We start from the raw sequence: 23523 nt of genomic DNA, 5'->3' as shown, positions 1-23523 counted from the left end.
GGCAGGTTCCCTGGCTTTTTGCCGGCGTTATGCCGCAAATTGCCGCAGGCGTGACCATCGCCGGTGCTCAGGACTCGGCCATTGCCCTTTTGACCTTTTCCCGCGCCCCGCAGACATTCATCTGGCACCAACGGCGGCGTCCGTTTTTCGACGTATCAAGAAACAGCCAGTCGCAGTCCGGCGTGGCGCAGGCCCGCAGACGCGTCAGATCGCAGGAGGTGAGCAGCGCCGCCGCCTGCACCGCGAGACGACCGATAAACCCCGCCGTCATCGAGCTCAGGTCTTCACCGACACGCCAGCGCCAGATCACACCCGCTGGCGTCAACACCAGCAGGCGCTGGTCGGCAGTGTCGGCCAGCGCCTGATTCAACGCCTCGAGGCTGGCCGGTTCAGGATTACGGTTCAGCGCCATGGGCAGTAACACCCGATACAGCGTTTCGCGAAAATCGATCAACTGCTCAAACGCCGTCACCGTGTGCCAGGACGAACGCTGTACAAGCGCGACGAAGTGCTGATGCTCCTGATCGTCAATCAGCCCGGCATGGCGGAACCAGTGGACGATGTCCTCCAGATTGCTCAGCTTGTCGACGACCCCCCGCAGCCCCGTGCCCGGGCGGCGGCCGTCACAGGTATTGAGGTAATCCAGCACCGCGGCCCCACCGACGAGACGAATGGCGTTGATCTTCAGTTCTCCGATAGACATGGCATGCCCTCAGTTTGAAGCGATGAGGGAATGATGGCAGAGAACGGCGGCGTCGCTGAAATTTCGGACGGTTGTCTGCGATGTCGTGTCGGCGCCGGCAGTGTTGAAGTGACACCCTACAACAGGCCGACTTTCGTCTGAAACGGCCGGTCGCAGAACAAACTTCCGGCCGGGCGGATTTAATTTTGCCAGCAGCCCGTGAACCGCTTGCACACATCAAAACGCTGGTCCAGATCCGCCATGCGTGCCTGATGCGCGCTCAATGTTTCCTTTTCCAGTTCTCGATAAGTTCGGTAGTAGTACTCCAGCATGGCGTTGTTGGTAGACATCGCCTTGCTGCGGTCGGCTGTTGGCCCATCTGGCGACAATTCGACTATTTGAGGGGTTTCAAGCACGCCTAGACTGCGCGTGTAGTAATCCCTGTAAAGCTCCAGCGCACGCGCCTTGATAGCCATCTGATCTTCGGCGAACTGTTCCAGGTTCTGGTGATATTCAGTCCAGTACATATCCGGCAGCTTGAAGCCGAGCCGCTGCTTGCGTTCTTCCAGCGATGTGCCGATCAGCGCTTCTCTGGACGAAGAAGAGTCGTCGTTATCAGACTTCATCTTGGCGATAACACTTGCATCAACGATTCGCGCGATCAAGGCCGCACGCTCCGGAGATTGCGGCGGTGCTTCGACAGGCTTGGGGAAGACCGGACTGCGGCCGGCGCAGGCGGGCACACCTTTGTAGGTCAGCGCAATTGGCGAGCGTATGACCTTGCCATCAATCTGGCGCAGTCGGCTAAGGGAGACCTGGCAAGTGTTACCTGTGTGGCGAAAGTTTGCTTCGTACTCGCCGCCGCTTTGCGGCGTAAAGTTGAATCCCACTGTGCACACGCTGGCGCTGCCCAATGTATTGGCTCGAGCGAACAGTTCATGGCCCGGCCGCAAGCGGACTTCCAGATAAGCCTTGGCGTCGTCGGGTGCAGCAATGCTCATGCCGGCTCGGCGCCGGGTGTTGGCGGTAAACAGATTATTGAGCATTCCGGTTGTCTGGCCGCCGCAATGCTCCGCGTCGAACAGATCGAGGGTCGAGTTTTCGTTACTGCTGATAAAGCGCAGCTTTGCAGAATCAGATTCACTGGCATCCGGATAGGATCCGTTGAAACTGCACCCGCCCAGTAAAAGTGCGGCAATAGTTACAACGCCACGGAGGTGCTGTGGGGTAAAACTGAACATGGGGATGGATCGTCCTTGATGTACAAGTAGGCGAAGGGCCATCATGCTAATGAAGCCTGTCGCCGCCGTCCAGCGCGCCGGTAATACCTGATTCGAAACGTGTAACTGTCTCCCTGGGGAACTGACTGAATGCTTGGCTCGCAGCACATATTCGCAATTTGTCTGACTGCATCACTGATGGGCTGTTCGTCATTGCCTGAGGACATGGCGTTGAATTCGCCCGTCTACAATGCGCAAAACGCAGGCCTGGTTGTCGGCACGCTGCTTGAAGGTGGTCCATACGGAACGTATCTGGAGTTTCGTGATATCAAGAGTGACAAGATCTTCGGCTGGGGCCCCAAGGATGATTACTCGGCTTGGCTACCCGCGGGCGACTATGAAGTGAGCCGCCTGGGTAACCGGCGCGGGGTGATGGGACCCTACTACAAACCTCTGCATTTCAGCGTCACCAGAGGGCAAATCAACTACCTGGGTGAGATGGTCTACGACTGTTCGGATGTCGCGGGACCGGCTGCAGTTTACGGCGTGATGGACTGCGGCTTTCTGGCACTGGGCGAGTGCACAGTCCCGCGCCCCAGCGTGAACATCTGCGTTGTGGACCGCGAGGCCCAAGCGATCAGATATTTCCTGCATCAACACCCCGAACACGCCGCATTACCTTTTCATAACGCGGTTATGTCGCGGCATTAAGCTTCATTCCCTGATCCTCTACGGCGCTTGGTAAGTGCGCGGGCCACCTCGCCGTCTCAGGATTGGCGCCCAAGCTGGGCAAGACTCGCCGCCAGTTCGCTCTTGCGAAACGGTTTGGTCAGGCGCGGCAAGTCCGGATCAAGCCCTTCATGCTCGGCATACCCCGATACAAGCAAAATCGCCGTCCCCGGCCGGGAGGTTCTGACCCGTCTGGCCAGGTCGGTGCCACTGATGCCCGGCATAAGGTGGTCCGTGACGATCAGATCGACGTGCTGCCCGCTGCCCAGCAGTTGCAAGGCTTCCTCGCCCGACGAGGCTTCGATCACGCGGTAGCCCAGATCGGCCAGCATGTACGACGTGCTGGCGCGCACCAGTTCTTCATCGTCCACGAGCAGCGCAATCCCGCGCAGGGAGCGTCGCTCCGGGGCCTCTTCGGTACGCAACGCCGCGGCCGGCAGGCTCATGCTGCGCGGCAGCCACAGCTCGACATTGGTCCCCAGCCCCGGCGAGCTCTGAATCGTCAGTGCGCCGTTCAACTGGGATGCCAGGCCATGAACCATCGAAAGCCCCAGGCCCGTGCCTTTGCCGACGCCCTTGGTGGAAAAGAACGGCTCCACCGCCCGGGCGAGCGTGGAGGCATCCATGCCAGTGCCGGTGTCCGCAACGGACAGGCAGAGGTAGTCGCCGGTCGGCAGCCTGGAGCGATGCCCCTTGCACACCCACTCGGTGCTCGCCGAGATCCGCATCGTCCCGCCTTCAAGCATGGCGTCGCGCGCATTCACCGAGAGATTCAGAAGCGCCATTTCGAGCTGGTTCGGGTCAGCGATGGCGGCTGGCAAATCAGGAGGCGCATCGACGACGACGCGGATCTGCGGCCCGGTGGTGCTGGCGACGAGATCGCCCATGCCGTTGACCAGTTTCGCCACGTCGACCGACACCGGCTGCAGCGGCTGACGGCGCGCAAAGGCAAGCAGCCGCTGCACCAGCGTCCTGGCGCGATCGGCTGACTGCACGGCGCCGGAGATCAAACGCTGTTCACGCTCACCGCCCACGCCTCGGCGCTGGAGCATGTCGAGGGTGCCAACGATCGGGGTGAGCAGGTTGTTGAAGTCATGGGCGACGCCACCGGTCAGTTGACCCATGGCTTCCATCTTCTGACTCTGGCGCAGTGCCTCCTGGACCTCTTCCCGCTCGGCGATGGCCTTGGCAATCCGTCCTTCCAGCGTGGCGTTGAGTTCACGCAGCCCCTCCTCCGCGTCCTTGCGGGCGGTTACCTCGACCGCCGTACCGGTGACGCGCAGGCAGCGGCCGGCGCCGTCGAACACGCCCCGCCCCTTGGCGGCCACCCAGCGAATCACGCCATCGTCCCTGCCGACGGTGCGGTAGTCGACGTCATAAAGCGCGCGTCGTTGGGGGTCGATGGCCGCCGTGAATGCCTCGATCGTGGCGTCCCGGTCCTCGGGGTGCAAGCCGTCGTAAAAGTCCTGGATCGTGACCGGCACGTCAGCCTGGATGCCGAACATTGCTTTGGTTCTGGACGGCCAGATCAGCGTGTCGTGAACGATGTCCACATCCCAGAAACCGATGTCGGCGTGTTCGACGGCAAGGCGCAGACGTTCCTCGCTCTCGCGCATGCGCATCTCAGCCCCCACCCGCTCGACATGCGCCCAACAGCGCTCGACGACTTCCCGGACCAGCAAGACCTCAGCGGGCAACCAGTCGCGAGGCGTATTTTGATGAACCGCCATCATGGCTGTCAGCCGGCCATTCTTGACCAGCGGGCAGCAGATGATCGCGTCGATGCCAATGCCCCGAAACATCTCCAGGCCTTCGCTGGGGCCGAGCTCCGCGACGACGTCGCGCACGATCAGCGTGCGGCCTTCGCGCATGTCAGCCGCCGCCCGCGGGCCGAAAAGATCGAGGCTGTAGGTGCCTGCCGAGCTCTGGATGCCAGCCGCGTTGTAATCGCTGCGAATCCAGAAGCGGTCATGGTCGATGTCGACGTCCGCGTAGGCGCAGCGCGACACGTCAAGCCTGCGCCCGAGCAACTCGGTCGCGACGAGCATCGCGTCTTCGGCCCGGCGGATGGTAAGCAAGCGGCTGTCGAGCTCATCAAAAAAGCTCAGTCGCTCCGCGCTTTCCTGCAGCGCCGCTTCCGCCTGATGCTCGGCCGTGCGGTCACGGAAGATTTTCACAAAACCGCCCTGATCCGAGGCCAGCGGCATCATCAAACCCGAGCCCCAGAAGCGCTCACCGCTTTTATCAACGTGCCAACGTTCGTTGACGGCTCGCCCCTGCTCCATGGCAAGTTGGAGCTCGCCCTGGAACACGTGCTCGGCCTGGTCCGAACCGGTGTAGAACAGATCGCCGTCGCGGCCGATGACTTCCTCGGCCCGGTAACCGACGATGCGCTGGGCGCCGATGTTCCAACCGGTGACCGTTCCCCGCGCATCGAAGGTGATGATCGCAAAGTCCTCTGCGCCTTCGACGATCTGACGGTAGCGCGCCTCGCTGCTTCGGATGGCGGCCTCGGCGCGCGCACGGTGCACCACCAGTCCCACCGTTTTGACCACGAAATCACCGATCTCGATATCCGCCGGTAACGGCTCGCTCAGCTCGGCGTGATACATGACAAACGTGCCGAGCATGGTGCCCTGTGCCGACCGGATCGGTATGGACCCGCAGACGTGCAAACCGTGTTCGACGGCCAGCGCCCTGAATCCGGCCCAATGCGGGTCGTTTTCGATGTCGCAACCCGACGCCGGCGCGTTCAGGGTCGTCATGGTGCTGCCAGCACCTGCACCTGCGCCGACATTGATGTGTTCGACAGCGTTGATAAACGGTAGGGGCAGGCCAGGTCCGGCGCAATGCTGCAGCTGACTGCCCTCCTCGTTCAGGAGCAGGATGCTGCCCAGGAAACGGGACGGCGACAGCGCCTCCACCTCGCGGACGATCGCGTCCAGCGCGACATTCAGCGGTGTTTCTTCAACAGCCAGTTCAAGGATGCGGTTCTGGGCGGCCCCGAGTGCAGCCGCGCGATTGCGTGCCTGGGTCAGGCGCGCATTTTCGATCGCGATGGTTGCCAGACGCGCCAGGCTTTCCAGGCGTTTGACCGTGTCGTCGTCGTGACTGCGGACCTGCGACCAATAAGCGCCAAGCGCCGCGACCGGAACAGGTCGACCGATGGGCGCCATGACCAGGCTACGAACAAAGGTCGGCGCGTAGGCGTCCTGGGGAATGCGGGGATCGAGCCGCACGTCTCGGATCGCAATGGTCTCGCCGCGACGCATGACCCACCCGGAAACACAGTGATCGGCCGGGAAGGTCTGGCCCTGCCAGAGCGGAGAAACCGCATCCTCCGCTATATAAGCGCAGCGCCCCTCATGCTGAATGACGACCGCAACGCCATCCGCGCCGACGGTGGTACGCGCCACGTCGCGGAGGACGGCGACGACCTCGTCCACTGATTCCGCCATTACCAGCCGTTCACTGGCATTCAGCACGTGAGACAGGCGCTCATCGCCGCTAGGATCGACTGGAACAGTAGTCAAACGGATCTCCCGACATCGCCACGGCATCCACATCCCGCAGACTGGTTCGAACTGGACAGGGCCAAAACGTCATTGTATCGGGTAACCCTTCGCCCTCGACACGGCTCGATTCAGCTTTTTCGGAAAAGCGACCAACGCGCATCGGTCACTCTTTTGAATAGCTCACCAAACGTGAATCGACGAAGCCCCGCTGTCAGAAAACGGACCAGCCTATCCGCGAACTCAGCAACTCCAGCGCCGCCATTCCGGCGAGGGAATTCCCTGCAGCGTTCAGCTCCGGCGACCACACGCACACGGTGAACTGCCCCGGCACGATCGCCACGATTCCGCCCCCTACCCCGCTCTTGCCCGGCAACCCCACGCGGTAGGCGAAATTACCGGCCTCGTCATACAGCCCGCTGGTGGCCATGATCGAGTTCACTTGCTGGGTCTGGCGCGGCGTCAGGATTTGCTCACCGCTGTGTTTGCAGAAGCCATTGTTCGCCAGAAAGCAGAATGCCCGGGCCAGATCGAGGCAGTTCATCTTCAGCGCACAGCAACTGAAATAACTGCGCAACACGGTCTCGACCTCGTTATGGAAGTTGCCGAAGGACTGCATCAGGTACGCCATGGCCGCGTTGCGTGCACGGAATTGATACTCGGAATCCGCCACCCGGGCATCGATCAACACATTGGGATTACCCGACAGCCGCCGTACGAAATCGCGCATGGACAAGGTCGGCGCGGCGAACCGCGACTGATTGATGTCGCAGATCACCAGCGCGCCGGCATTGATAAAGGGATTACGCGGCCGCCCGCGCTCGAACTCCAGCTGCACCAGCGAATTGAACGGCTGGCCCGACGGCTCATGACCCAGACGCTCCCAAATGGCTTCGCCGGAATGGCCGATCGCCTGAACCAGGCTGAACACCTTGGAAATGCTCTGCACCGAAAACGGCTCCAGCGCATCGCCCGCGCAGTGATAGGTGCCATCGTTGCCATACACCGCAATGCCCAACTGCTGCGCCGGCACGTCGGCCAGCGCGGGAATGTAATCAGCCACCTTGCCCTGGCCGATCAAGGGACGCACTTCGTCGAGAATCTCGTTCAACAGCGTTTGCATGGAGGGTCCTGGCGTTGATCCCCTGACGGCAGCAGGGGTTAGGGTTCATGACGAATGCTGGAAGGGCGGGATCACACTTTCGGGCAGGATTTTGGTTTTTTTGTGGCGGATGAGCTGGCGCTTTCAGGTTGGCGGCCTCTGGTTGGCCGCCAACCCTTATGGGGCTGATTTTCTGGAAATGAGCCCTGCCATCAGATCGAGGTGTCGGCTCCGAATGCTTGCCGCAGCGCCGCGATGGCTTGGTCAATTGATGGGCCTTCTATGGGCGGTGGGTCGGGACGCTCACAGAATTCTCGCCATACGAAGAGGGTCAGTTCTGCCCCGTCGGTTTGGTTTGACTGGATTGGACGCGAGCCGAAAGTTTGTAGCGATCTGTAGCGTTCGTCCGCCCAGAACAACGCTTCGACCCATGGGTAGATCGGGATGAAATGGAAATGAATGGCGTAGCCCGCAGCATGGCCGAAACGGCCGATGTAGAGGCGTGTGGGGTGCAGGTGTGTTTCGATGGCTTGCTGGATTTGGGCTTGCAACACACCGAGCTCGGCCAGCGCTTCGCTGGGTAAGGTTGCCAAGGAGTTGGTCATCTGTTTCGCGCTGAGCATCAGGTAGCCTGGGAGGTGGCTGTCCGTGCGGTGATTGATGAGCCAGTGGGTGGTTTGGTGGATGACGAGATTAGGGGGTATATGCATGAAGCGATAATAGGCCGTAGCTGATGGGTCTTAAATGAGCGTCTCTGGACGCTACTGCTCAGGATGCCTATTTCAAAAGATGAACTACCGAGTGCTCAGTCATCCGCTGACGCCGACGTGACTCGCCTAAACAAATATATTATTGCCCAACAAATTTGTGGCTGGGCAGAATATCTTCCTCAGTAATCTCAAACGGGAGCGACACAGACCGCCACATCCCATGCGGGAGCGACGCTCGGCAAAAATTGGACATTGTTCCTTTCCCTATCAGAGAACCTTCATGCGTGGTCTGCTCTGCAAGTAAAACTGCCCGTGCTCGAACGCAGTCCAACAGTTCACTTGAAACAGAATCCCATCCAAGTTCCAGCAGCGGAACCAACATGCGCTCAATACCCGGTTTTGACGGCAGGCTCATGCTGGCGATATGCAAAGGCGCTTTGTCCCACCGCCCGGCCTGACGGAAGCTGACTACTTGCCACCCAAGGCTTTTAGCCGCAGTAACAGCGGTATTGCTGGGCAAGCCTAATAATGCGGCCAAAGCCCAGCCATCATGATCGTTGGCAAGCAAGCGAGAGCAACAACGATGGGCCCATTTTTCTTGATCCGTTCGTAGCGCTTGCCACAAAGGTGATATCACATTCTTCAATGTCCCCACTTCATGTAGAGCGCCTACGACGTTGATCTGGTAATCAAGCGACATGGGGTCATCGAGCAACCGAGCCGCAGTGGCCTCAACCACGAAATGCCCTTTCTCCTTCGCGCTTATGACCAGCTTTTTGAGTTTTTGCGTGATATCAACAGCCATCGGGTGTGTTCCAGATTGGATCAGCATTCGTAGGTCTAGCACACGGCTTCCTTCTTGGTTGAAGTTAGACGTGCGCTTACGTCCAGAGGCGGTCAGTCAGTTACTTGCCGAACAGGCGCTCATGCACCCATCCGTTATTGGTGAGGATCATTGCACGCGTTTCTTTGATAGCGAGTTTTTCGCCGGCCACCGCAGTGTTCAAATCACGCGCTGAAGCCAGGAGGTTTTGATCGTGTGCCCAATTGGGCAGGTCGGTGATCTGATAGGAGTAAGTGACCCGAGAAATCTTCTGCCCCATCATTTCTCCAGGCTCACTGAACTGGTCAATCTTGACGATCTTCGCTTTCCCGACACAGAGGCCCCCTACCGTGTTGCCATTCATGAGTTTCTGAACGCCGTCTCGATAGTATTTACGGCCCTCCTCGGTAAGGTCGTACGAGTAACTGATGTCAGTACGCGCTTCTGAAAACAGGCTTTTGGGAATTTCCTTTCGAGAGAGCTCTGTCTCTTTGACAATTCCGACGCCGGCCAAAGCGTGCAGCACCTTGCTCCGCCCCGACATGTCAAAATCTTCGGTCTGGACGGGGAAGGCAGTAAGGACGAAGCATTTTGGATATTGGGTATCGAGATACGCTTGCGCCGCCTTCTCGAAATTTTCTTCGCTGGCTTTTTTGGGATCAGAACAGCCTGCGATCAAAGCAACTGCGATGGCCAGAATTGCGATTTTTCCCTGCATGAAACTACGTCCTTGAATTAATGAATGATCGAACAGATGTGGATCCGCGAAGATTTTAGCCGTGGATGAATCCTTGGCGCAAAGCCTGAGTCGCTTTACAAGAGGAGCCGCCAGATCGGGCAGCTACGGGTCAGTGGCATGAGAGCGTTCCAATAATCCCAGGGTACGGACTAGAGCAGCCGTTCAGGACCTCTGCAGCGGCTGACGGCGACCAAGACCGAATGAGATATCGTGTCGAGCGTCGACCGACGAACCTCTCAGGGACGCCAATGCTCAGTTCACTCATATCAAATGGTCAGCCACAAACGCCTAACCCCTCAGAATTGATGGTGCCCTGGTGGAGTTTTACGAAAACAGTCCTGGCGGCAACAGCCCTTTCATTGGTGCGTGATGGGCTGATCGGATTGGACGAACCTATTCCCGATCAGCTTTTCACGTTACGCCAGCTACTGCGGCATGAAGCAGGTCTCGCTGATTATGGCGAACTGGCGGAGTATCACGCCGCCGTTTCAAACAGCGATTCAGCCTGGTCAACAGACGAAATGATGCAGCGCCTGGACGGCACTCGACTTCGATACAGCCCCGGAACCGTCAAGGTGTTGCAGGCTTTGGCAACCAATGTCCACGGTGGAGTGATCCTTGGCGCCGGCCACTATCTGCCAGAAGAGGCCGCAAATCGAGTAGCCGATTTGCTGGTGGACTTCCTCAAGCCTTAGGGGAAATAGCATGCCCCTTTTCCTGTTCCTCCTCGCCGCCGCTGCGGGGGTGATGATCCCCCTGCAGGCGGTGGTGAATGCCCGGCTGGGACGTGCAATAGGCGGCCCTCTTTGGGCGGCAGCACTCTCGTCAGTGGCGGTCGCGATTGTCCTTGCTTCCCTCGCATTGGTCTCAGGCAAGCCGTGGCCTAGGCTTTCTCAAATGACATACCTGCCTTGGTGGGCCTGGACCGGAGGGCTATGCGGCGCTGTTGTGCTGTCTGCAACCACTGCCGCTGCTCCTCGTATTGGCGCCGCCAACATGATCGCGCTGGTCATGACAGGGCAAGTCATCGCGGCCATGACGCTGGATCGCCTGGGCTGGTTCGAGATGGCTGTACAACCCTTCGGCGTTCAACGAGTGGCAGCGGCTGCGTTACTTGTCGCTGGCGCCGTGCTGATGAGTGTCTAGGTCTTCAAGAAGACAGTAGGTGGGGGGCGCATGGACATTTGCCTCCGATGAAAATCAGGTCCTAAACGCTCCGCGGATTGGAGCCGTGTATGGCGTTAACACCATAATCAAAATGCTGGATTAGCACGTCACCTCAATTATCGAGTGGGCGCATTAAAATGGTCACAGACGAAGTTCACGAATGCCGTCACTTTAGGGCTCACCAAGCGTCGAGAGGCATGCAATACCCATACCTCGATTTCCGGACCGCTCGCGGTGCCCCAACTGATCAATTGGCCGCTGGCCAAGTCTTCGGCCACCACCGTTCGGGGTACCAATGCCGCCCCTGCGCCGGCGAGCACCGCGTTGCGGATCGTCAGCGGCGATGACAACCGCAGCACCGCCTTGGGGTGGTAACGCCGAGGCAGCCCGTCGTCCGCATCAATGATCGTCCAGACATCATCGTCGCCAGTCCCCATGCGCATCACGGCGGGGAAGGTCAATCGCTCCGCGCTGCCTTCGACACGGGCGGGACGAGAAAGACCGGGTGGCGCGACCAACACCAGCTCGTTGCGCATGAAACAGCGCCCCACCAGGGTATCGTCCGGCCTTGGATTGGCTCTGATCACCACATCCAGATCATCGGCAGCCAGATCGACGAATCTGTCCTCCGTGCTGATTTCCAGGATGACGTCGGGATAGGCTTCGATGAACTTTGCTGCCAGCACGCCCAGCGCCGTGTTGGCGAACAGGATCGGCGCGCTGATACGCAGACGTCCGCTCGGACGTCCCAGCCCGGCACGGATGTCGTTGAGCGCGTCATTGATGGCTTCAACCGGCGAGGCGGTCTGCGCGTGCAGAACCGCCCCCTCATCGGTCAAGCGCAATGACCGCCCTCCGCGCTCGATCAGCCGAACGCCCAGGCTTTCCTCCAGATCGCGAACGCGACGTGACAGCGTCGCCTTCGGCTGACCACAAGCCCGGCTCGCGGCACCGAAGCCGCCATGCCGCACCACCAGATTGAAGCTGTCGAGACCGAGCAATTCCATGACCTGTTCCATATATGGGACGAACCATCTAGAAACTACCATCTATGCGAATAAATCAGTAACGCCTAACGTGGCTTCACAGACAACGCAGGCCATCATTCAGGTGGACCCAAGCGTTGACCCCTACCCACAGCAGCGGAGTTCATCATGTCCATTCTTGTCACAGGCAGCACGGGTCGTATTGGCAGCGAAGTCATCAAGCAATTGGTGCAACAAGGGGCGGATGTCCGCGCTTTGACTCGCTCGCCGGAAAAAGCCAGCTTTCCCGAAGCGGTCACCATCGTTAAGGGCGACCTGCTGGACGTCGACGCCATGCGCGACGCGCTTCGGGGTGTCGACACGCTCTTTCTGTTGGTGAGCAACACGCCGGATGAGCTGACCCAGGCCATCAACACCGTCGGCATCGCCCGGGAGTCGGGTGTGCGAGGCATCGTGTATCTGTCGGTGACCCGCAGCGCGGCATTCACTGACGTGCCGCATTTCATCGGCAAGCATGCCGTCGAGATGATGCTCGAGCAGTTCGATCTGCCGGCCACGATCCTGCGCCCTTCGTACTTTTTTCAGAACGATTCGGGCCTCAAGGTTCCGCTGCAAAATGCCGGATTGTATGTGTCGCCGGTGGGCAGCAAGGGCGTGTCGATGGTCGATGTGCGCGACATCGCCGATGCTGCCGTCATCGAGCTGGTGCGCCGGGATCGTTCACCCTTGCCGTTACCCCGCGAGACCTATGAGCTGTGCGGGCCTGACGCGCTGACTGGCTCGGATCTGGCTGAGATCTGGTCCGCTGTGCTTGATCGTGAGATTCGCTACGCGGGCGACGATCTCAAGGGTTTCGAGCAGAACATGAAGGCGATGGCCCCTTCGTGGATGGCCTATGAAATGACCGCGATGATGCGTCGCTATCAGGAGGACGGGGCCGCGGCATCCGAGCAGGACAGGACGCGCCTGCACACACTGCTCGGCCGGCCATCACGCCCCTACCGCGCCTTTGCTGAAGAGACAGCGCGGCAGTGGCACGTCTGAATCATTGCCCCTGATCGTCTTTCAACCTGATATCCCCAGAGGCAAAAGATCATGAAGACGTCCAGCTTGAAGCGCGTGCTGTTTGTCGGCCAGCGCCCCGAAACCGTGGACTTTTCCGACCCCGCTATACCGCCCGGGTTTGATGCGGCGAAAATCCGTGCAGGCATTGCTGAAGGCATGCAGCAGATGATGGACCAGGGCTGGCAGGCCGACCTTCTGCTGGTGAAGCCGGACTTCAGTGCCACCTCGGAACTGGAAGATCAGTTACGAAAGGTCAACTACCACTGCGTCACAATCGGAGGCGGAATCCGTCTTCCAGCGAAGAGCCTTTCGCTGTTTGAAGCGTTGGTCAACGCGGTGCACAGAGTAGCTCCTGCCGCCGCCATCGCGTTCAACACCTCGCCGCAAGACACCGCACAAGCGGCCGGGCGCTGGTTGTAAGGGGTGAGAACATGTGGGCTGCGCCCGGCAAAGGATGCCGGCAGGCCCGCTTGGGTCAAGTACGATGATCGTGCTGTTCAATCGCTGACTGCCACGCTTGTCTCCTCGATCCGGTTGAAACGCCCGTCTGCGTCACGCCGTGCAAATACATACACCTCCTGAACAATCCGCTCACCGTCGTGCTTGATCAACATAACGATGTGGCGCTCTGCGTAGCGGTCTGCATCCACCAGCTCATCAAGCACAGTGACCGTGGCGTGAGCGACGGTGCTGCGCAGTTGGCTGATACCTGCCACGAACGTCTGACGGTCAATCCACACTCCGTTGATGCGCTGGACAAACGTTGCGGCGAAGTGTTTGTCGACGGCTTCGTTTACCGATGACTTCGCGCAAGTGAACAGGTCATCAATGGCGCTCTTCAATGTATTCACAGTGCTCTCCAACTTCGAACAGTCTATTTCCCCAAAAGGGTGCCCCGTGGCCGGAATGGCTATGGGGCTCCCGGATCAGCGGACGGTCAGCGCCAGCTTGCCGCGGATATGGCCGCGGGCTGCCCGCTCGTGGGCCTTACGCGCATCGGCAAGTGCATAAACACTGTCGATCACGACGCGTATCGTCCCCGCATCAAGAAGGCCTGCGAGCTCCGCAAGCTGAGCGCCGCTTGAGCGCACTTGGGTCGCGGACACCGTGACGCCCAGTTTCTCGGCCTCCTCGGCGCCGGAGAAACCCAACGGAAACACCGGAAACAGCGCGCCTCCACGCTTGAGGGTTTTGAGGAAGCGGCCGGTTGTCGGGCCGCCCACCGAATCGACGACCAGGTCGATGTCCTTCACAACATCCTCGGGTGTCGCTTTGGTGTAGTCGATGAACTCGTCGGCACCGATGCCGAGCAGGAACCGCTCGTGCTCACCCGAGGCGACCGCAATTACCCGCGCACCTTTCCATTTAGCGAGCTGCACGGCGAAGTGGCCTACGCCGCCTGCGGCACCGTTTACCAGAACGGTCTTGCCCTCCAGCGGCACCGGCACATGTTTGTAGGGTTGAAGCGGGTTGGGCTCGTCATGCCCCAGTTCAATCATGAATTGCCAGGCAGTGAGCAACGACATGGGCGCCGCAGCAGCGTGCACGTGATCGATGCCGTGTGGCTTGAGGGCAATCTCCGACGCCGGCACGCTGACGTATTCTGCGTAAGCCTTGCTCGGCCCGAAGCTTGGAAAGCGAACCATCGAATACACTTCGTCGCCGACGCTGAAACCCGTGACGTCATCGGCGACCGCTTCAATCACCCCAGAGATGTCCGTGCCCAGAATGATAGGAAACGGCACCTGCGGCTGCCACTCGGGCGGCAGGGCCTTGTAGCCATCGCGCAGGTACCAGTCAGGCGGATTCATGCCCACCGCATGCACGCGGACCCGTACTTCACCGGGCATAAGCGCGGGCACAGGCGCATCCTCGTAACGTAAAACTTCGGGGCCACCGTACTCGTGCTGCCGTATCGCTTTCATCGTGAGAATCGTCATCGCTTTCTTCCTGCGTAGAGGTGAGATATCTTTACCGGATCAACGCTCCGAATATATGGAGCACCGCTCCGATTGTCAAGGATCACACCATGAGAGCCGATGCTCAGAAAAACTATCTCCATCTCCTCGCAATCGCCCGCGACACGTTTGCCGAACACGGCGCAGAGGCATCGCTGCGTGATATCGCTCGGAGAGCCGAAGTGGGTTTGGGCACCCTTTACCGACATTTTCCAACGCGGGAGGCGCTATTCGAGGCGTTGCTGCGCAGCAGTTTTGATGCGCTGGCTGCACGCGCCCGCGAGCTTGAAACCTGCGAGCCAGCAGATGCCTGCCTGGTGTCCTGGCTGCGCGAAGTCGTCGCGCTCGCGCACACCTTGCGTGGCGTGATTGCCTCAATGGTTGCCGCTATTGATGCCCCGGAGTCTGCGCTTCACGCATCGTGCGTAGCGATGAAGGCATCAGGCACGAGACTCTTGGTCCGCGCTCAAGCTGAAGGACTGGCACGTCCTGACATCGACGGCGCGGATCTATTTGCGCTGGTGGGTGCTCTTGCATGGCTGAATGATCAACCGACGCTGACTGCCCGTGCGGACCATCTGTTTGATGTCATTGCAAGTGCGCTTTTGGTCCCCGGCAGCACTAAGGGAATTAAAGAGGCGTCTCCAATGAGCGTCTGATGGTCCGCACCTGGCTACCCTCTTTCAGTTCGATCACCACGTACAGGCGGCCGGAAATCAGAGGTCATGACCACACCATCGGGCGCCGACACCGTTGGAACCCTGGAAGCAGGTGTCACGCAGTTGCAGGCGAGGCCGGCAAGATCATGTCGTCCAGCCCCATGCGGTGGAGAAATGCCGCCTGCTTCTGGCGATACACCACATCGATGGCTTCGGTGCCCTTGCGCTGGCCATCAACGGTGATTCGCAAAGGTCGTTGCCCGCGCGGCATGGCGGGTACCATGGCGGCCGCCTCACCGACCGCTGCCACTTCCAGCGCACCGCCATTGGCCCTGTCGATCGCCTCCAGCTTTGCGCCCAAGCTATCTAGACGCGCGGCCAGCTCTCCGTATTGAAGCTCGATGGCCGGGAACGCCGGGGCCTGGGTATGGGCGAAATGCTCGGTGCCCGCAGTGAACGCGCCCGGCATCAAGATGACGCTTTCGATGCCTGACGCCATAACCTCCATGGCCATGACTTCGGCCAGCGCGTCTCCCGCCACCTTGCTTGCGATGTACGGACCCAGAAATGGCTCATGCAGCCGGGAGGTCGTACTGCCGACGTACATCAACACGCCCTGGCCCTGACGCCGCATTGTCGGCAGCGCCGCGCGATTGACCCTCAGCCAGGACAACGCGTTGGTGTCGATGATGTGTGCGACCTGCTCGACCGAGAAAGCTTCGGTCAAACCCGTCATCAACATGCCGGCGTTGTTGATCACAACGTCCAGGCGGCCGTGTCGTGCCAGGATCAGATCCACGGCGGCACGACACGCGGTCTCGCTTAGGACATCGAGCTCCAGCACGTCCAGAGCGAGGCTCTCCTGTCGGGCCATTTGCTCGAGCGCTTCACTGCGCTCGCGGTTGGTCTTGCGGACATCACGCAGGCTGGCATAGACATGGTGCCCTGCCCGGGCCAGCGCCAAGGCGATCGCCTTGCCGATACCCGAGCCTGCACCCGTTATCAGAACAATCTGTTGTTCACGGTCAGTCATAAGGCGGCTCCCGAATCAATGGGCAGTGCGGATAATGACCTTACCGCAGGCATGCCCGGTGGCGACTTTCTCCAGTGCGGCGCGGGTCTCGTCCAGAGCGAAGATCGAGTCCGTCACCACCTGTATCTGCCCCGCGCTGAACTGCCTCACGGACTCCTGGAGATACGGCGTGGCGCTGGCAAAAAACACGGCCTCCCCGGCATGTTCTTCGCGGGATTCGATGTCGAACTCCACAAGGGTCGCAATTCGTCCACCCTTGCCGAGTACCGACCAGGAGCTTTCCAGTGTCGGGCCGCCGACCGTGTCGAGCACCAGGTCGATGTCACGCAGCGTGGTGAAATCCTGGGTGCGATAATCGATCGCCTCGTCCGCACCCAGGCTTTTCACCAGCTCGATGTTGCGCGCGGAAGCCGTGGCGATGACATACGCGCCCGCCAGATGCGCCAACTGCACTGCTATGCTGCCCACACCGCCCGCTGCCGCATGTATCAAGACGCGTTGGCCGGGCTTCAATTGCCCCACCTCAAACAACGCTTGCTGCGCAGTGCCGAACGACGTCGGCAACGCCGCCGCCTGCTCGAAACTCATGGAAGCCGGAATCAGACAAAGCTCGGTGGCGGCAATTAGCAGCTGCTGGGCAAAGGCGCCACTGGCAGTGGGCGTGCTGCGGCCGAACACACGATCACCGGGTTTCAGGTGGGTAACCTGCTCACCGACGCTGCTGACGATGCCGCTGAAATCGGTGCCCGGGATGTATGGCAGCTCAACGGGAAAGACCGGCTGCATGTACCCGGCCATGATCTTCAGATCCAGCGGGTTGACGCTGGCGGCCTCGACGCGCACAAGGACCTCGTCAGCGCCTGGCTCGCTCAGATCGAGGGGGTACAGCGTGACGCCTTCAGGGCCGCCGAATTCAGAAATGGACGCTGTTTTCATGATGGCTTTCTCGTAAGCGCTCAGGCTTGAGGGAATTGACCGAGTTGCAGGAACAGACCGAACCAGTCCTCCATGTGCCACGTGGTAACGACCCGCCCGTTCTCCAGTGCGTGAAACTCATGCAAACGGAAGCTCACCTGTTTGCCGGTGGCGGCGATGCCAAATAGCTCGCCGAGGTGGGTACCGGTTATTTCAGCCCGTACGGCGACCTGACCAGGGGCCTGAACCATGTTGTGGATGACGATGCGCACATCCGGAAACGCGTCGGCAAGGCTGCGAATAATCGGTTTGATGCCCTCGGGGCCCGGGCTTTGCCCGGGTGCGAGGGGGATGTCGTCCCAGTCGACAGCCAGCACACTGTCGACCAGATCGGGGTTGTTCTCACTGAACGCGCGGTACAGCGTTTCAACGGCCAGACGTTCAGTGTTAAGGCGGTCTGCAAGCTCTGTGTTCGTCATGGAATTGCTCTCGTCGTGGGAATATGGCGAGAGTGTGAGCGTGGAGCTACCATCTGTATAACAAATGACGTGTATATAGGTTTATTTGATTTATGGATTTCCACGGCATCGATCTGAACCTGCTCGCCGCATTCAATGCCCTGATGGACGAGCGTAACGTCACACGCGCCGCCACCCAGGTCGGCGTAAGCCAACCGGCTATGAGCGCGGCGCTTTCGCGCTTGCGCAAGCTGTTAGGCGATCCGCTCTTTTTGCGCAGCCCTGACGGTCTCCTGCCGACGCCTCGTGCGCGTGAGTTGGCCCAACCGATCGCTGAGGCGCTCAGCCAGATCAAAGCCGCGCTGGTGACCACGCCTGACTTTGTCCCGGCCGACGCCGTGCTCACGATGAACCTTGGGTTGTCGGACTATCCCGCTTTCGTCCTGCTTCCCACGCTGCTGCAGACCTTGAGCGAACACGCGCCAAACCTGTCGATCAACGTTCACGCCTTCAATGACCGCGACCATGCCGTGGACATGCTGGATGCGGGAGTGATTGATGCTGCAATTGGCGTGTTGCCGAGCCATCAAAACGGTCGCATTTTCACGCGACCGATACTGCGTGACGTTTTCGTCACGCTCATCGCCCATGGCCATCCGGCAGCCCGACGCGAGATGGACATGGACACTTACCTCTCGCTGCCCCATGTACTGGCCTCGCCCGAAGGCGAACGACACGGCTTGGTGGATCAGGCATTGGCTCAGTTGGGCAAACAACGCACCCTGGCACTGACGCTGCCGCAGATGTTCGCGGTGCCGGCGATCATCGCCTCCTCCCGCATGACGGCCACGGTCCTGAAACGCATCGCCCTCAGCTCGCCGACGGGAGGAAAACTGGTCCTGTTCCCGCCGCCAGTCGCGCTGCCGGAGATCACTTTTCATCTCATATGGCATCGCCGTGGCAATGGGAATCCCGCTCAGAAGTGGTTCAGAGGGATGATCGAATCGGTTGCAGCGGGGCTTTAATAGAAAGCTTTCCGCAAATCTCTCCGCCTCGCAACCGTCCGCTTTGGCTCGATTTCTGGCAGCCGTGAGTGGCAGAAATCGGGCCGAAAGCTGCCCATCGGTAGAGGCAGTTATCGGGCGAAAACTATCCTTCGCCGTCGCGATATTAATGCCCCAAGTTTCGCTGTCGTCCACGATTGCGGAAGTCGTAGCCGTCCCGGCCAACAGACCACCATCAATGTTGAACTCACTGCCCGTGATGTACGTGGCGTCATCTGACGCTCAGCCCTTGTTCCGCGCAGTAAAGCGCCACCGTTTTAGTGTGATTGCGAACAGCCGCTTTGGACGACGCATACGCGGCGGCACCTGGAATACCCACCAGGCCGGAGCGAGAGGAAATGTTGACGATGGAACCGGCGCCTGACTGGCGCATGGAGCGAATGGCGTATTTGCATCCGGTCGGCAAACAGGCTAATCCATAAGCGAACGCTACGAAACCTGAACGCCAAAACCTGACCCAAGGTCAAAAAGCACTTCATACCTGCCCATCAAGGTGCCTTTATGCGTTTGATACCCGAACTGAACAGCAACGCTAACGCGCTGGTTTTCGGAGCCAGCCGAGGTATCGGCCTGGCACTGTGCGCGGCCTTGCTGGCTCGCGATGATGTGGCTCAGGTGTGGGCGGTGTCGCGAAACGCCAGCACATCCACTGAGCTGGCAACCCTCGCCGGGCAATATGGCGACCGCCTGAAACCCGTCGACTGCGACGCGCGCAATGAGCAATCCCTCGAAGCACTCGTGAACGAGACGCTTGCAGGATGCGAGCATCTGCACCTGGTTATCAGTGCGCTGGGCATTCTTCATCAGGACGGCGCCAAAGCAGAAAAGGGTCTGGCACAGCTGACCCTTGCGAGCCTGCAAGCGAGCTTCGCGACCAACACCTTTGCGCCGATCCTGCTGCTTAAACACCTGCTCCCGTTATTGCGCAAACAACCTTCTACCTTCGCGGCGCTCTCCGCGAGGGTTGGCTCCATTGGCGATAACCGATTGGGTGGCTGGTACAGCTACAGAGCCAGCAAAGCGGCGCTCAACCAGTTGCTGCATACGGCCAGTATCGAATTGAAACGCCTGAACCCTGCCTCTACTGTCCTGGCCATACACCCCGGCACGACCGACACGGAACTGTCTCGGCCATTCCAGGCGAACGTGCCTGACGGCCAACTGTTCGAACCGGCGTTCTCGGCGGATCGCATTCTTGAGGTGGTCGGCGCACATGGGCCGGCCGACAGCGGGACCTTTTGGGCCTGGGACGACACACCCATTGTCTGGTGACCGGTTTTACTCGCGATAACGCGACTTCAATACGCCCGCTCCGTCCTGGTTGACCGGCGGTTTGCGCATCAGAGCAATGTGCGGATATAGGCCGACTGCTTCAACCGTGGCCTGATGCATTAGCGCGTCGCCATTTGCCAGGCGAAACCTTCTGCCACTGCCGAAAAGCCCGGTAGTAAGAATTGGCGTCCTCGTAACCGAGCAGATACGCCACCTCTTTCAGGTCGAGGGAAGTATCAGCCAGCAGGTGAAGCCCCACCTGGCGCCGCGCCTCATTGAGCAGCTCGCTGAACGTTGTGCCCTCTGCGGCTAACCGTCGCTGCAGCGTCCGTTCACTTTGCAGCAGCGCCTGGGCGAGGTATTGCAAGGTGGGTCGTCCGTCCGCCAAGGCTCGCTTCAGCACTTCAATGGCCTGCTCACGGAATCCGGCAGGCGCCTCGATCTCCTGCACGCCGGCGGTCATGCCAGGCGTCAGAGCGTTCAGCACGTCCGGATTATGCTCACCAAACGGCAGGCTCAGATCGGCGACGCTTAATGTCAGTTGGTCCCGAGCTGCGCCGTAGCGAATGGGGCAGTCGAAATAACGTGCGTGGGTTGGCAGGTGTTGCTCTGGGCGTCGCAGGCTCACTGCCAGAGGCACCACGTGTTTCCCCGTACCTCGCCGACCCAGCTCCAGCACAAAAGCAAAACCAGCCTCCACCGAGAGATAAGGTGCCGGTCCGCTGCCAGGCGGCCACACAGTGGTGAACGAGACCTTGCCGGCCCCCTCCTCGACACACATCTGATCAGGACTGCACAGGCGCATAAAGCGGGAATACCTCGCCACCCCTTCTCGAAAATCGGCGGCATATAACGCGGCAAGAAACGCCAGTTTGTGCTTCGCACTGGGGGTGTCGCGCACCATTTTTATGGCGAAGGCCGGGTCTGCCGACAACGCCTCGATGGCGTTCCAGACAGCGAATAGCTGCTGAGTCGTGACAACGGCAGCGGCGTTCAGGTGAAGGTCGGTTGGCAGTTGAGCGTGTTGTTGAACCATCGACGGGCTGAGGCCCAGTCGCTCTATCGACTGCCAGAATGCCGTGGGGAGTTTGCACCGCTCGGAGCGGGTCTGAAGCCGGGACATTTTATGCTCCGAGCCGCACGGGAGCGGCAGTGCGTAAGGCGTAATGCCGCGCCCAATCAATGGCGCGTTTCGCAAGTGGTCTGGCGCAAACCGCCCACAGCAGTGAGCGACGTCACGCTTAACATGGCCGGCAACCAAGCGAGCTTAAAGGAGCTCACAATGACAATGACGTTCTACACAAACCCCAACTCTCGCGGCCGGATGGTGCGCTGGATGCTTGAAGAAATTGGTTGCACGTATGACTCGGTCATTCTGGATTACCAGCCGGCCAGCGATGCTGACCGGTGGGGGGGTGCTGCGCTGGCAATGCCCGAGCAGACCAGTCCTGATGATCCGCGTGCCGTATTTTTCCGCGACGTAAACCCGATGGCAAAGGTGCCCGCGCTTGTGCATAACGGGCAGACCATAACAGAAACCGCCGCCATCTGTGCCTACCTGGCTGACGCATTTCCCGAGGCCGGACTGGCGCCTGCGCCCGAGGACCGAGGGGCCTATTACCGTTGGCTGTTTTTCGCGGCGGGCCCACTGGAGCAGGCGGTAACCAACCACCGCGCAGGCTTCAACCCTGCGGCTGAGCAAGAGTTTTTCTTTGGCTACGGGAGCTATGAACGCACCGTGGACCAACTTGAGCGCGCCGTGCAGGCTCACGCCTTCATTGCCGGTGAGCGCTTCACTGCGGCCGACGTATACGTGGGCTCCCACATCGGCTGGGGACTTGGAATGAACACCTTGCCGCCCAGGGCTGCTTTTCTCGCCTACGCCCAGAAACTCACCCACCGCGACGCGTATAAACGTGCAGCGGCAAAGGATCAGGCACTGCCAGGCATGTCCCCCAAAGAAAGACATGCGGCAGGAATCGTTTAGAGCATGCCCGCTACGTTGCGCACCTCTTCTGGCGCAGCTTCGGTTTTTGACAAGGCGCCCGCATAGGCGCCAGCCGCCATGGCTGCCGGGTTGCCGCCACCGCCGATCATGCCTTCGGCCGCGGCTTTGGCGGTATGCACCCCGCCTTCGAGCCCGCCTTTGATCATCCCGCCAACGCTGCCGTCAGACTTGCCGATGCCCGTCGCCACGTTACTCAAACCGGGGACCATCCACAGCGCTTTGCCCACTTCACCAGCAGCCGACGCCAGGCCGTTCTTGTCAGCGCCTTTCTCGGCCACATGGGCGTCGCGGGTCTGAGTGCGGGCAGGATCGCCGGCGGAATGCGCACTCGCCCCGCCACCGAATGGCTGCAACAGCGCCCCGATCAACTTATCAAGCAGCTGCATCAAGGGAGAAGACGGCTTTGACGCCTCACCGCTGTTGCTCAAGCCCTGGCCTGGCTCAGCCAGAGCCTGGTTTTGCATGGCGGACGGCGTGCCACTCCCGGCAGGGCCGGCGTAGTTGACCGCGCCAGTGGGGGACTGAGTGGCGTATTGGGAATTTTGCGTGCTCTGATCAGCCCGATAAATGGCCGAGCCGCCGCTGGCAAGAGCCCCGGCACCTTGGGCCACGTTGCTGAAGTTACCAGTGGCGCGGCTGCCGCCGTTACCGGAATCGTTGGGGCTATTGGTCGGTTTGCCAGCGTCGGGTGTCGGTTTGCCGTCTGGCCTGGAGGCATGGGGGGTGATGTCAGGGGTCTTGGGCGACGAAGCGCCGAGTCCGGGTAATTTCACGTTTTTTCTCCAAACTGAAAGGTCGGTTGGCAGTGCCCCAGGCCCACTCATCACCGCTTGCACAGGTGCAGGCGTGCTGGTTGTTGTAACGGGGCGATCGCTGTGAGGTTCGCGCAGGAGTGGGTAGCCGATGTGTGGCGCTGGAGGGCAGATCGGTTCCCTTTAAAAAATCGGTCCGAAGCTGCACCTTCGCGTCGCGTTGGGCCATTACCGGTGCGAGGCGATCACTGAACTTTTTGAAGGTGAAAATGCGCGGTCATGATCGGGGGCTTGCGCATCAACAGGCCAAAGCAGCCCATAAGTGGGGCGACTTGAAAAAGTGCGCTGACCAGGCCAACAAAGCCTTGATGCACATGAAGCAGAGGGAACTGCACACACTTATCGCGCAGTTGAAAGCACGCGCCGAGATGCACCCTGCCCCGAAGAAAACGCCCTCCAATATTTTTACGGTTTTTTTACGGCGCCCGGTGTGTCCATATTGATAATGGGCAAATATTTTCCACCCCCTATCACCATGCGATAGGGGACCTTTGCAGCTTTAGCCGCCGTCATCTGCAATCTGCGTCGCCAGCCAAGCATGGCGACTTGCGCGGCGGTTCCATCCAGTTTGGCTCTGAATCCAATGAAATTGCGCTTCGGCCACCCCCT

Annotated in this window: 24 protein-coding genes and 2 pseudogenes; 10 read left to right on the top strand and 16 right to left on the bottom strand. The window is 60.1% G+C overall.

What is annotated here, in order from left to right; all coding sequences use genetic code 11:
• Positions 1–67: 67 nt before the first annotated feature.
• Both ACQKEN_RS10210 and ACQKEN_RS10205 read right to left on the bottom strand, forming a co-directional pair.
• Entirely contained in the window at positions 68–703 is a 636-nt protein-coding gene (locus ACQKEN_RS10210) for a CGNR zinc finger domain-containing protein (RefSeq protein WP_427685353.1), read from the bottom strand.
• Between the two features lie 179 nt (positions 704–882).
• Positions 883–1923 (bottom strand): hypothetical protein, encoded by a 1041-nt coding sequence (locus ACQKEN_RS10205; protein WP_427685352.1) that lies wholly within the window; start codon positions 1921–1923, stop codon positions 883–885.
• Positions 1924–2052: 129 nt separating this feature from the next.
• Here ACQKEN_RS10205 and ACQKEN_RS10200 point away from each other — a divergent pair, with 129 nt between their 5' ends.
• Entirely contained in the window at positions 2053–2613 is a 561-nt protein-coding gene (locus tag ACQKEN_RS10200) for a hypothetical protein (protein ID WP_427685351.1), read from the top strand.
• A gap of 56 nt (positions 2614–2669) precedes the next feature.
• Here the strand turns inward: ACQKEN_RS10200 and ACQKEN_RS10195 are convergent, their stop codons facing one another.
• The 5 genes from ACQKEN_RS10195 to ACQKEN_RS10175 form a co-directional block, all read right to left on the bottom strand.
• A complete protein-coding gene (locus ACQKEN_RS10195; protein WP_427685358.1) occupies positions 2670–6089 on the bottom strand; it encodes a PAS domain S-box protein in 3420 nt (1139 codons plus the stop codon).
• A 268-nt stretch (positions 6090–6357) separates the two neighbouring features.
• A complete protein-coding gene (gene glsB / locus ACQKEN_RS10190) occupies positions 6358–7266 on the bottom strand; it encodes a glutaminase B (RefSeq protein WP_427685350.1) in 909 nt (302 codons plus the stop codon).
• Positions 7267–7457: 191 nt separating this feature from the next.
• Positions 7458–7955, bottom strand: a complete 498-nt coding sequence (locus ACQKEN_RS10185; RefSeq protein WP_427685349.1) for an HIT family protein — start codon at positions 7953–7955, stop codon at positions 7458–7460.
• 139 nt (positions 7956–8094) lie between these two features.
• On the bottom strand, positions 8095–8760 hold the full coding sequence (locus ACQKEN_RS10180) for a hypothetical protein (protein WP_427685348.1): 666 nt from the start codon (positions 8758–8760) through the stop codon (positions 8095–8097).
• A gap of 100 nt (positions 8761–8860) precedes the next feature.
• The gene (locus tag ACQKEN_RS10175; protein ID WP_427685347.1) at positions 8861–9496 is read right to left on the bottom strand and encodes a hypothetical protein; all 636 of its coding nucleotides are present in this window, start codon (positions 9494–9496) and stop codon (positions 8861–8863) included.
• A gap of 269 nt (positions 9497–9765) precedes the next feature.
• On the opposite strand from ACQKEN_RS10175, the pseudogene ACQKEN_RS10170 reads away from it, so the two are divergent.
• Both ACQKEN_RS10170 and ACQKEN_RS10165 read left to right on the top strand, forming a co-directional pair.
• Positions 9766–10086: pseudogene (locus ACQKEN_RS10170) on the top strand (serine hydrolase); the annotation flags it as partial.
• A 136-nt stretch (positions 10087–10222) separates the two neighbouring features.
• Positions 10223–10663: a DMT family transporter gene (locus ACQKEN_RS10165; protein ID WP_427685346.1), complete on the top strand. Its 441-nt coding sequence runs from the start codon at positions 10223–10225 to the stop codon at positions 10661–10663.
• Between the two features lie 137 nt (positions 10664–10800).
• On the opposite strand, the gene ACQKEN_RS10160 is transcribed toward ACQKEN_RS10165, so the two are convergent.
• Positions 10801–11691 carry a LysR family transcriptional regulator gene (locus ACQKEN_RS10160; RefSeq protein ID WP_427685345.1) on the bottom strand — a complete coding sequence of 297 codons (891 nt, stop codon included), beginning with the start codon at positions 11689–11691 and terminating at the stop codon, positions 10801–10803.
• A gap of 147 nt (positions 11692–11838) precedes the next feature.
• Between ACQKEN_RS10160 and ACQKEN_RS10155 the strand changes: the two genes are divergently transcribed.
• Both ACQKEN_RS10155 and ACQKEN_RS10150 read left to right on the top strand, forming a co-directional pair.
• On the top strand, positions 11839–12714 hold the full coding sequence (locus ACQKEN_RS10155) for an SDR family oxidoreductase (RefSeq protein ID WP_427685344.1): 876 nt from the start codon (positions 11839–11841) through the stop codon (positions 12712–12714).
• Between the two features lie 51 nt (positions 12715–12765).
• Positions 12766–13155, top strand: coding sequence for a hypothetical protein (locus ACQKEN_RS10150; protein WP_427685343.1), 390 nt, complete (start codon positions 12766–12768; stop codon positions 13153–13155).
• A gap of 77 nt (positions 13156–13232) precedes the next feature.
• On the opposite strand, the gene ACQKEN_RS10145 is transcribed toward ACQKEN_RS10150, so the two are convergent.
• Together ACQKEN_RS10145 and ACQKEN_RS10140 are read right to left on the bottom strand one after the other, a co-directional pair.
• Positions 13233–13586, bottom strand: coding sequence for a hypothetical protein (locus ACQKEN_RS10145; protein ID WP_427685342.1), 354 nt, complete (start codon positions 13584–13586; stop codon positions 13233–13235).
• A gap of 75 nt (positions 13587–13661) precedes the next feature.
• Positions 13662–14675, bottom strand: coding sequence for an NADP-dependent oxidoreductase (locus tag ACQKEN_RS10140; RefSeq protein ID WP_427685341.1), 1014 nt, complete (start codon positions 14673–14675; stop codon positions 13662–13664).
• Between the two features lie 89 nt (positions 14676–14764).
• Here ACQKEN_RS10140 and ACQKEN_RS10135 point away from each other — a divergent pair, with 89 nt between their 5' ends.
• The gene (locus ACQKEN_RS10135) at positions 14765–15352 is read left to right on the top strand and encodes a TetR/AcrR family transcriptional regulator (protein ID WP_427685340.1); all 588 of its coding nucleotides are present in this window, start codon (positions 14765–14767) and stop codon (positions 15350–15352) included.
• A gap of 115 nt (positions 15353–15467) precedes the next feature.
• Here ACQKEN_RS10135 and ACQKEN_RS10130 read toward each other — a convergent pair whose 3' ends face one another.
• The 3 genes from ACQKEN_RS10130 to ACQKEN_RS10120 are packed head-to-tail and all read right to left on the bottom strand — an operon-like array spanning position 15468 to position 17779.
• The gene (locus ACQKEN_RS10130) at positions 15468–16385 is read right to left on the bottom strand and encodes an SDR family NAD(P)-dependent oxidoreductase (RefSeq protein ID WP_427685339.1); all 918 of its coding nucleotides are present in this window, start codon (positions 16383–16385) and stop codon (positions 15468–15470) included.
• Between the two features lie 15 nt (positions 16386–16400).
• Positions 16401–17321, bottom strand: a complete 921-nt coding sequence (locus tag ACQKEN_RS10125; protein WP_427685338.1) for an NADP-dependent oxidoreductase — start codon at positions 17319–17321, stop codon at positions 16401–16403.
• Positions 17322–17341: 20 nt separating this feature from the next.
• Entirely contained in the window at positions 17342–17779 is a 438-nt protein-coding gene (locus ACQKEN_RS10120) for an ester cyclase (RefSeq protein WP_427685337.1), read from the bottom strand.
• 92 nt (positions 17780–17871) lie between these two features.
• On the opposite strand from ACQKEN_RS10120, the gene ACQKEN_RS10115 reads away from it, so the two are divergent.
• Entirely contained in the window at positions 17872–18783 is a 912-nt protein-coding gene (locus ACQKEN_RS10115; RefSeq protein ID WP_427685336.1) for a LysR family transcriptional regulator, read from the top strand.
• Between the two features lie 162 nt (positions 18784–18945).
• Here ACQKEN_RS10115 and ACQKEN_RS10110 read toward each other — a convergent pair.
• A pseudogene (locus ACQKEN_RS10110) lies at positions 18946–19219 on the bottom strand (SDR family oxidoreductase); the annotation flags it as partial.
• 104 nt (positions 19220–19323) lie between these two features.
• Here ACQKEN_RS10110 and ACQKEN_RS10105 point away from each other — a divergent pair.
• A complete protein-coding gene (locus ACQKEN_RS10105) occupies positions 19324–20094 on the top strand; it encodes an SDR family NAD(P)-dependent oxidoreductase (RefSeq protein ID WP_427685335.1) in 771 nt (256 codons plus the stop codon).
• A gap of 100 nt (positions 20095–20194) precedes the next feature.
• Here the strand turns inward: ACQKEN_RS10105 and ACQKEN_RS10100 are convergent, their stop codons facing one another.
• Entirely contained in the window at positions 20195–21217 is a 1023-nt protein-coding gene (locus ACQKEN_RS10100; RefSeq protein WP_427685334.1) for an AraC family transcriptional regulator ligand-binding domain-containing protein, read from the bottom strand.
• Between the two features lie 159 nt (positions 21218–21376).
• Here ACQKEN_RS10100 and ACQKEN_RS10095 point away from each other — a divergent pair, with 159 nt between their 5' ends.
• Entirely contained in the window at positions 21377–22081 is a 705-nt protein-coding gene (locus ACQKEN_RS10095) for a glutathione S-transferase family protein (protein ID WP_427685333.1), read from the top strand.
• Here ACQKEN_RS10095 and ACQKEN_RS10090 read toward each other — a convergent pair.
• Entirely contained in the window at positions 22078–22875 is a 798-nt protein-coding gene (locus tag ACQKEN_RS10090) for a hypothetical protein (RefSeq protein WP_427685332.1), read from the bottom strand. The genes ACQKEN_RS10095 and ACQKEN_RS10090 overlap by 4 nt on opposite strands.
• Positions 22876–23009: 134 nt before the next feature.
• Between ACQKEN_RS10090 and ACQKEN_RS10085 the strand changes: the two genes are divergently transcribed.
• Positions 23010–23357: a hypothetical protein gene (locus tag ACQKEN_RS10085; RefSeq protein ID WP_427685331.1), complete on the top strand. Its 348-nt coding sequence runs from the start codon at positions 23010–23012 to the stop codon at positions 23355–23357.
• Positions 23358–23523 lie beyond the last annotated feature (166 nt).

The sequence above is a fragment of the Pseudomonas sp. NPDC078416 genome, assembly GCF_050268485.1.
Classification (GTDB): domain Bacteria; phylum Pseudomonadota; class Gammaproteobacteria; order Pseudomonadales; family Pseudomonadaceae; genus Aquipseudomonas.
The sequence above is the reverse complement of the archived record's forward strand: the minus strand, read 5'-3'. Positions and strand labels throughout refer to the sequence as shown.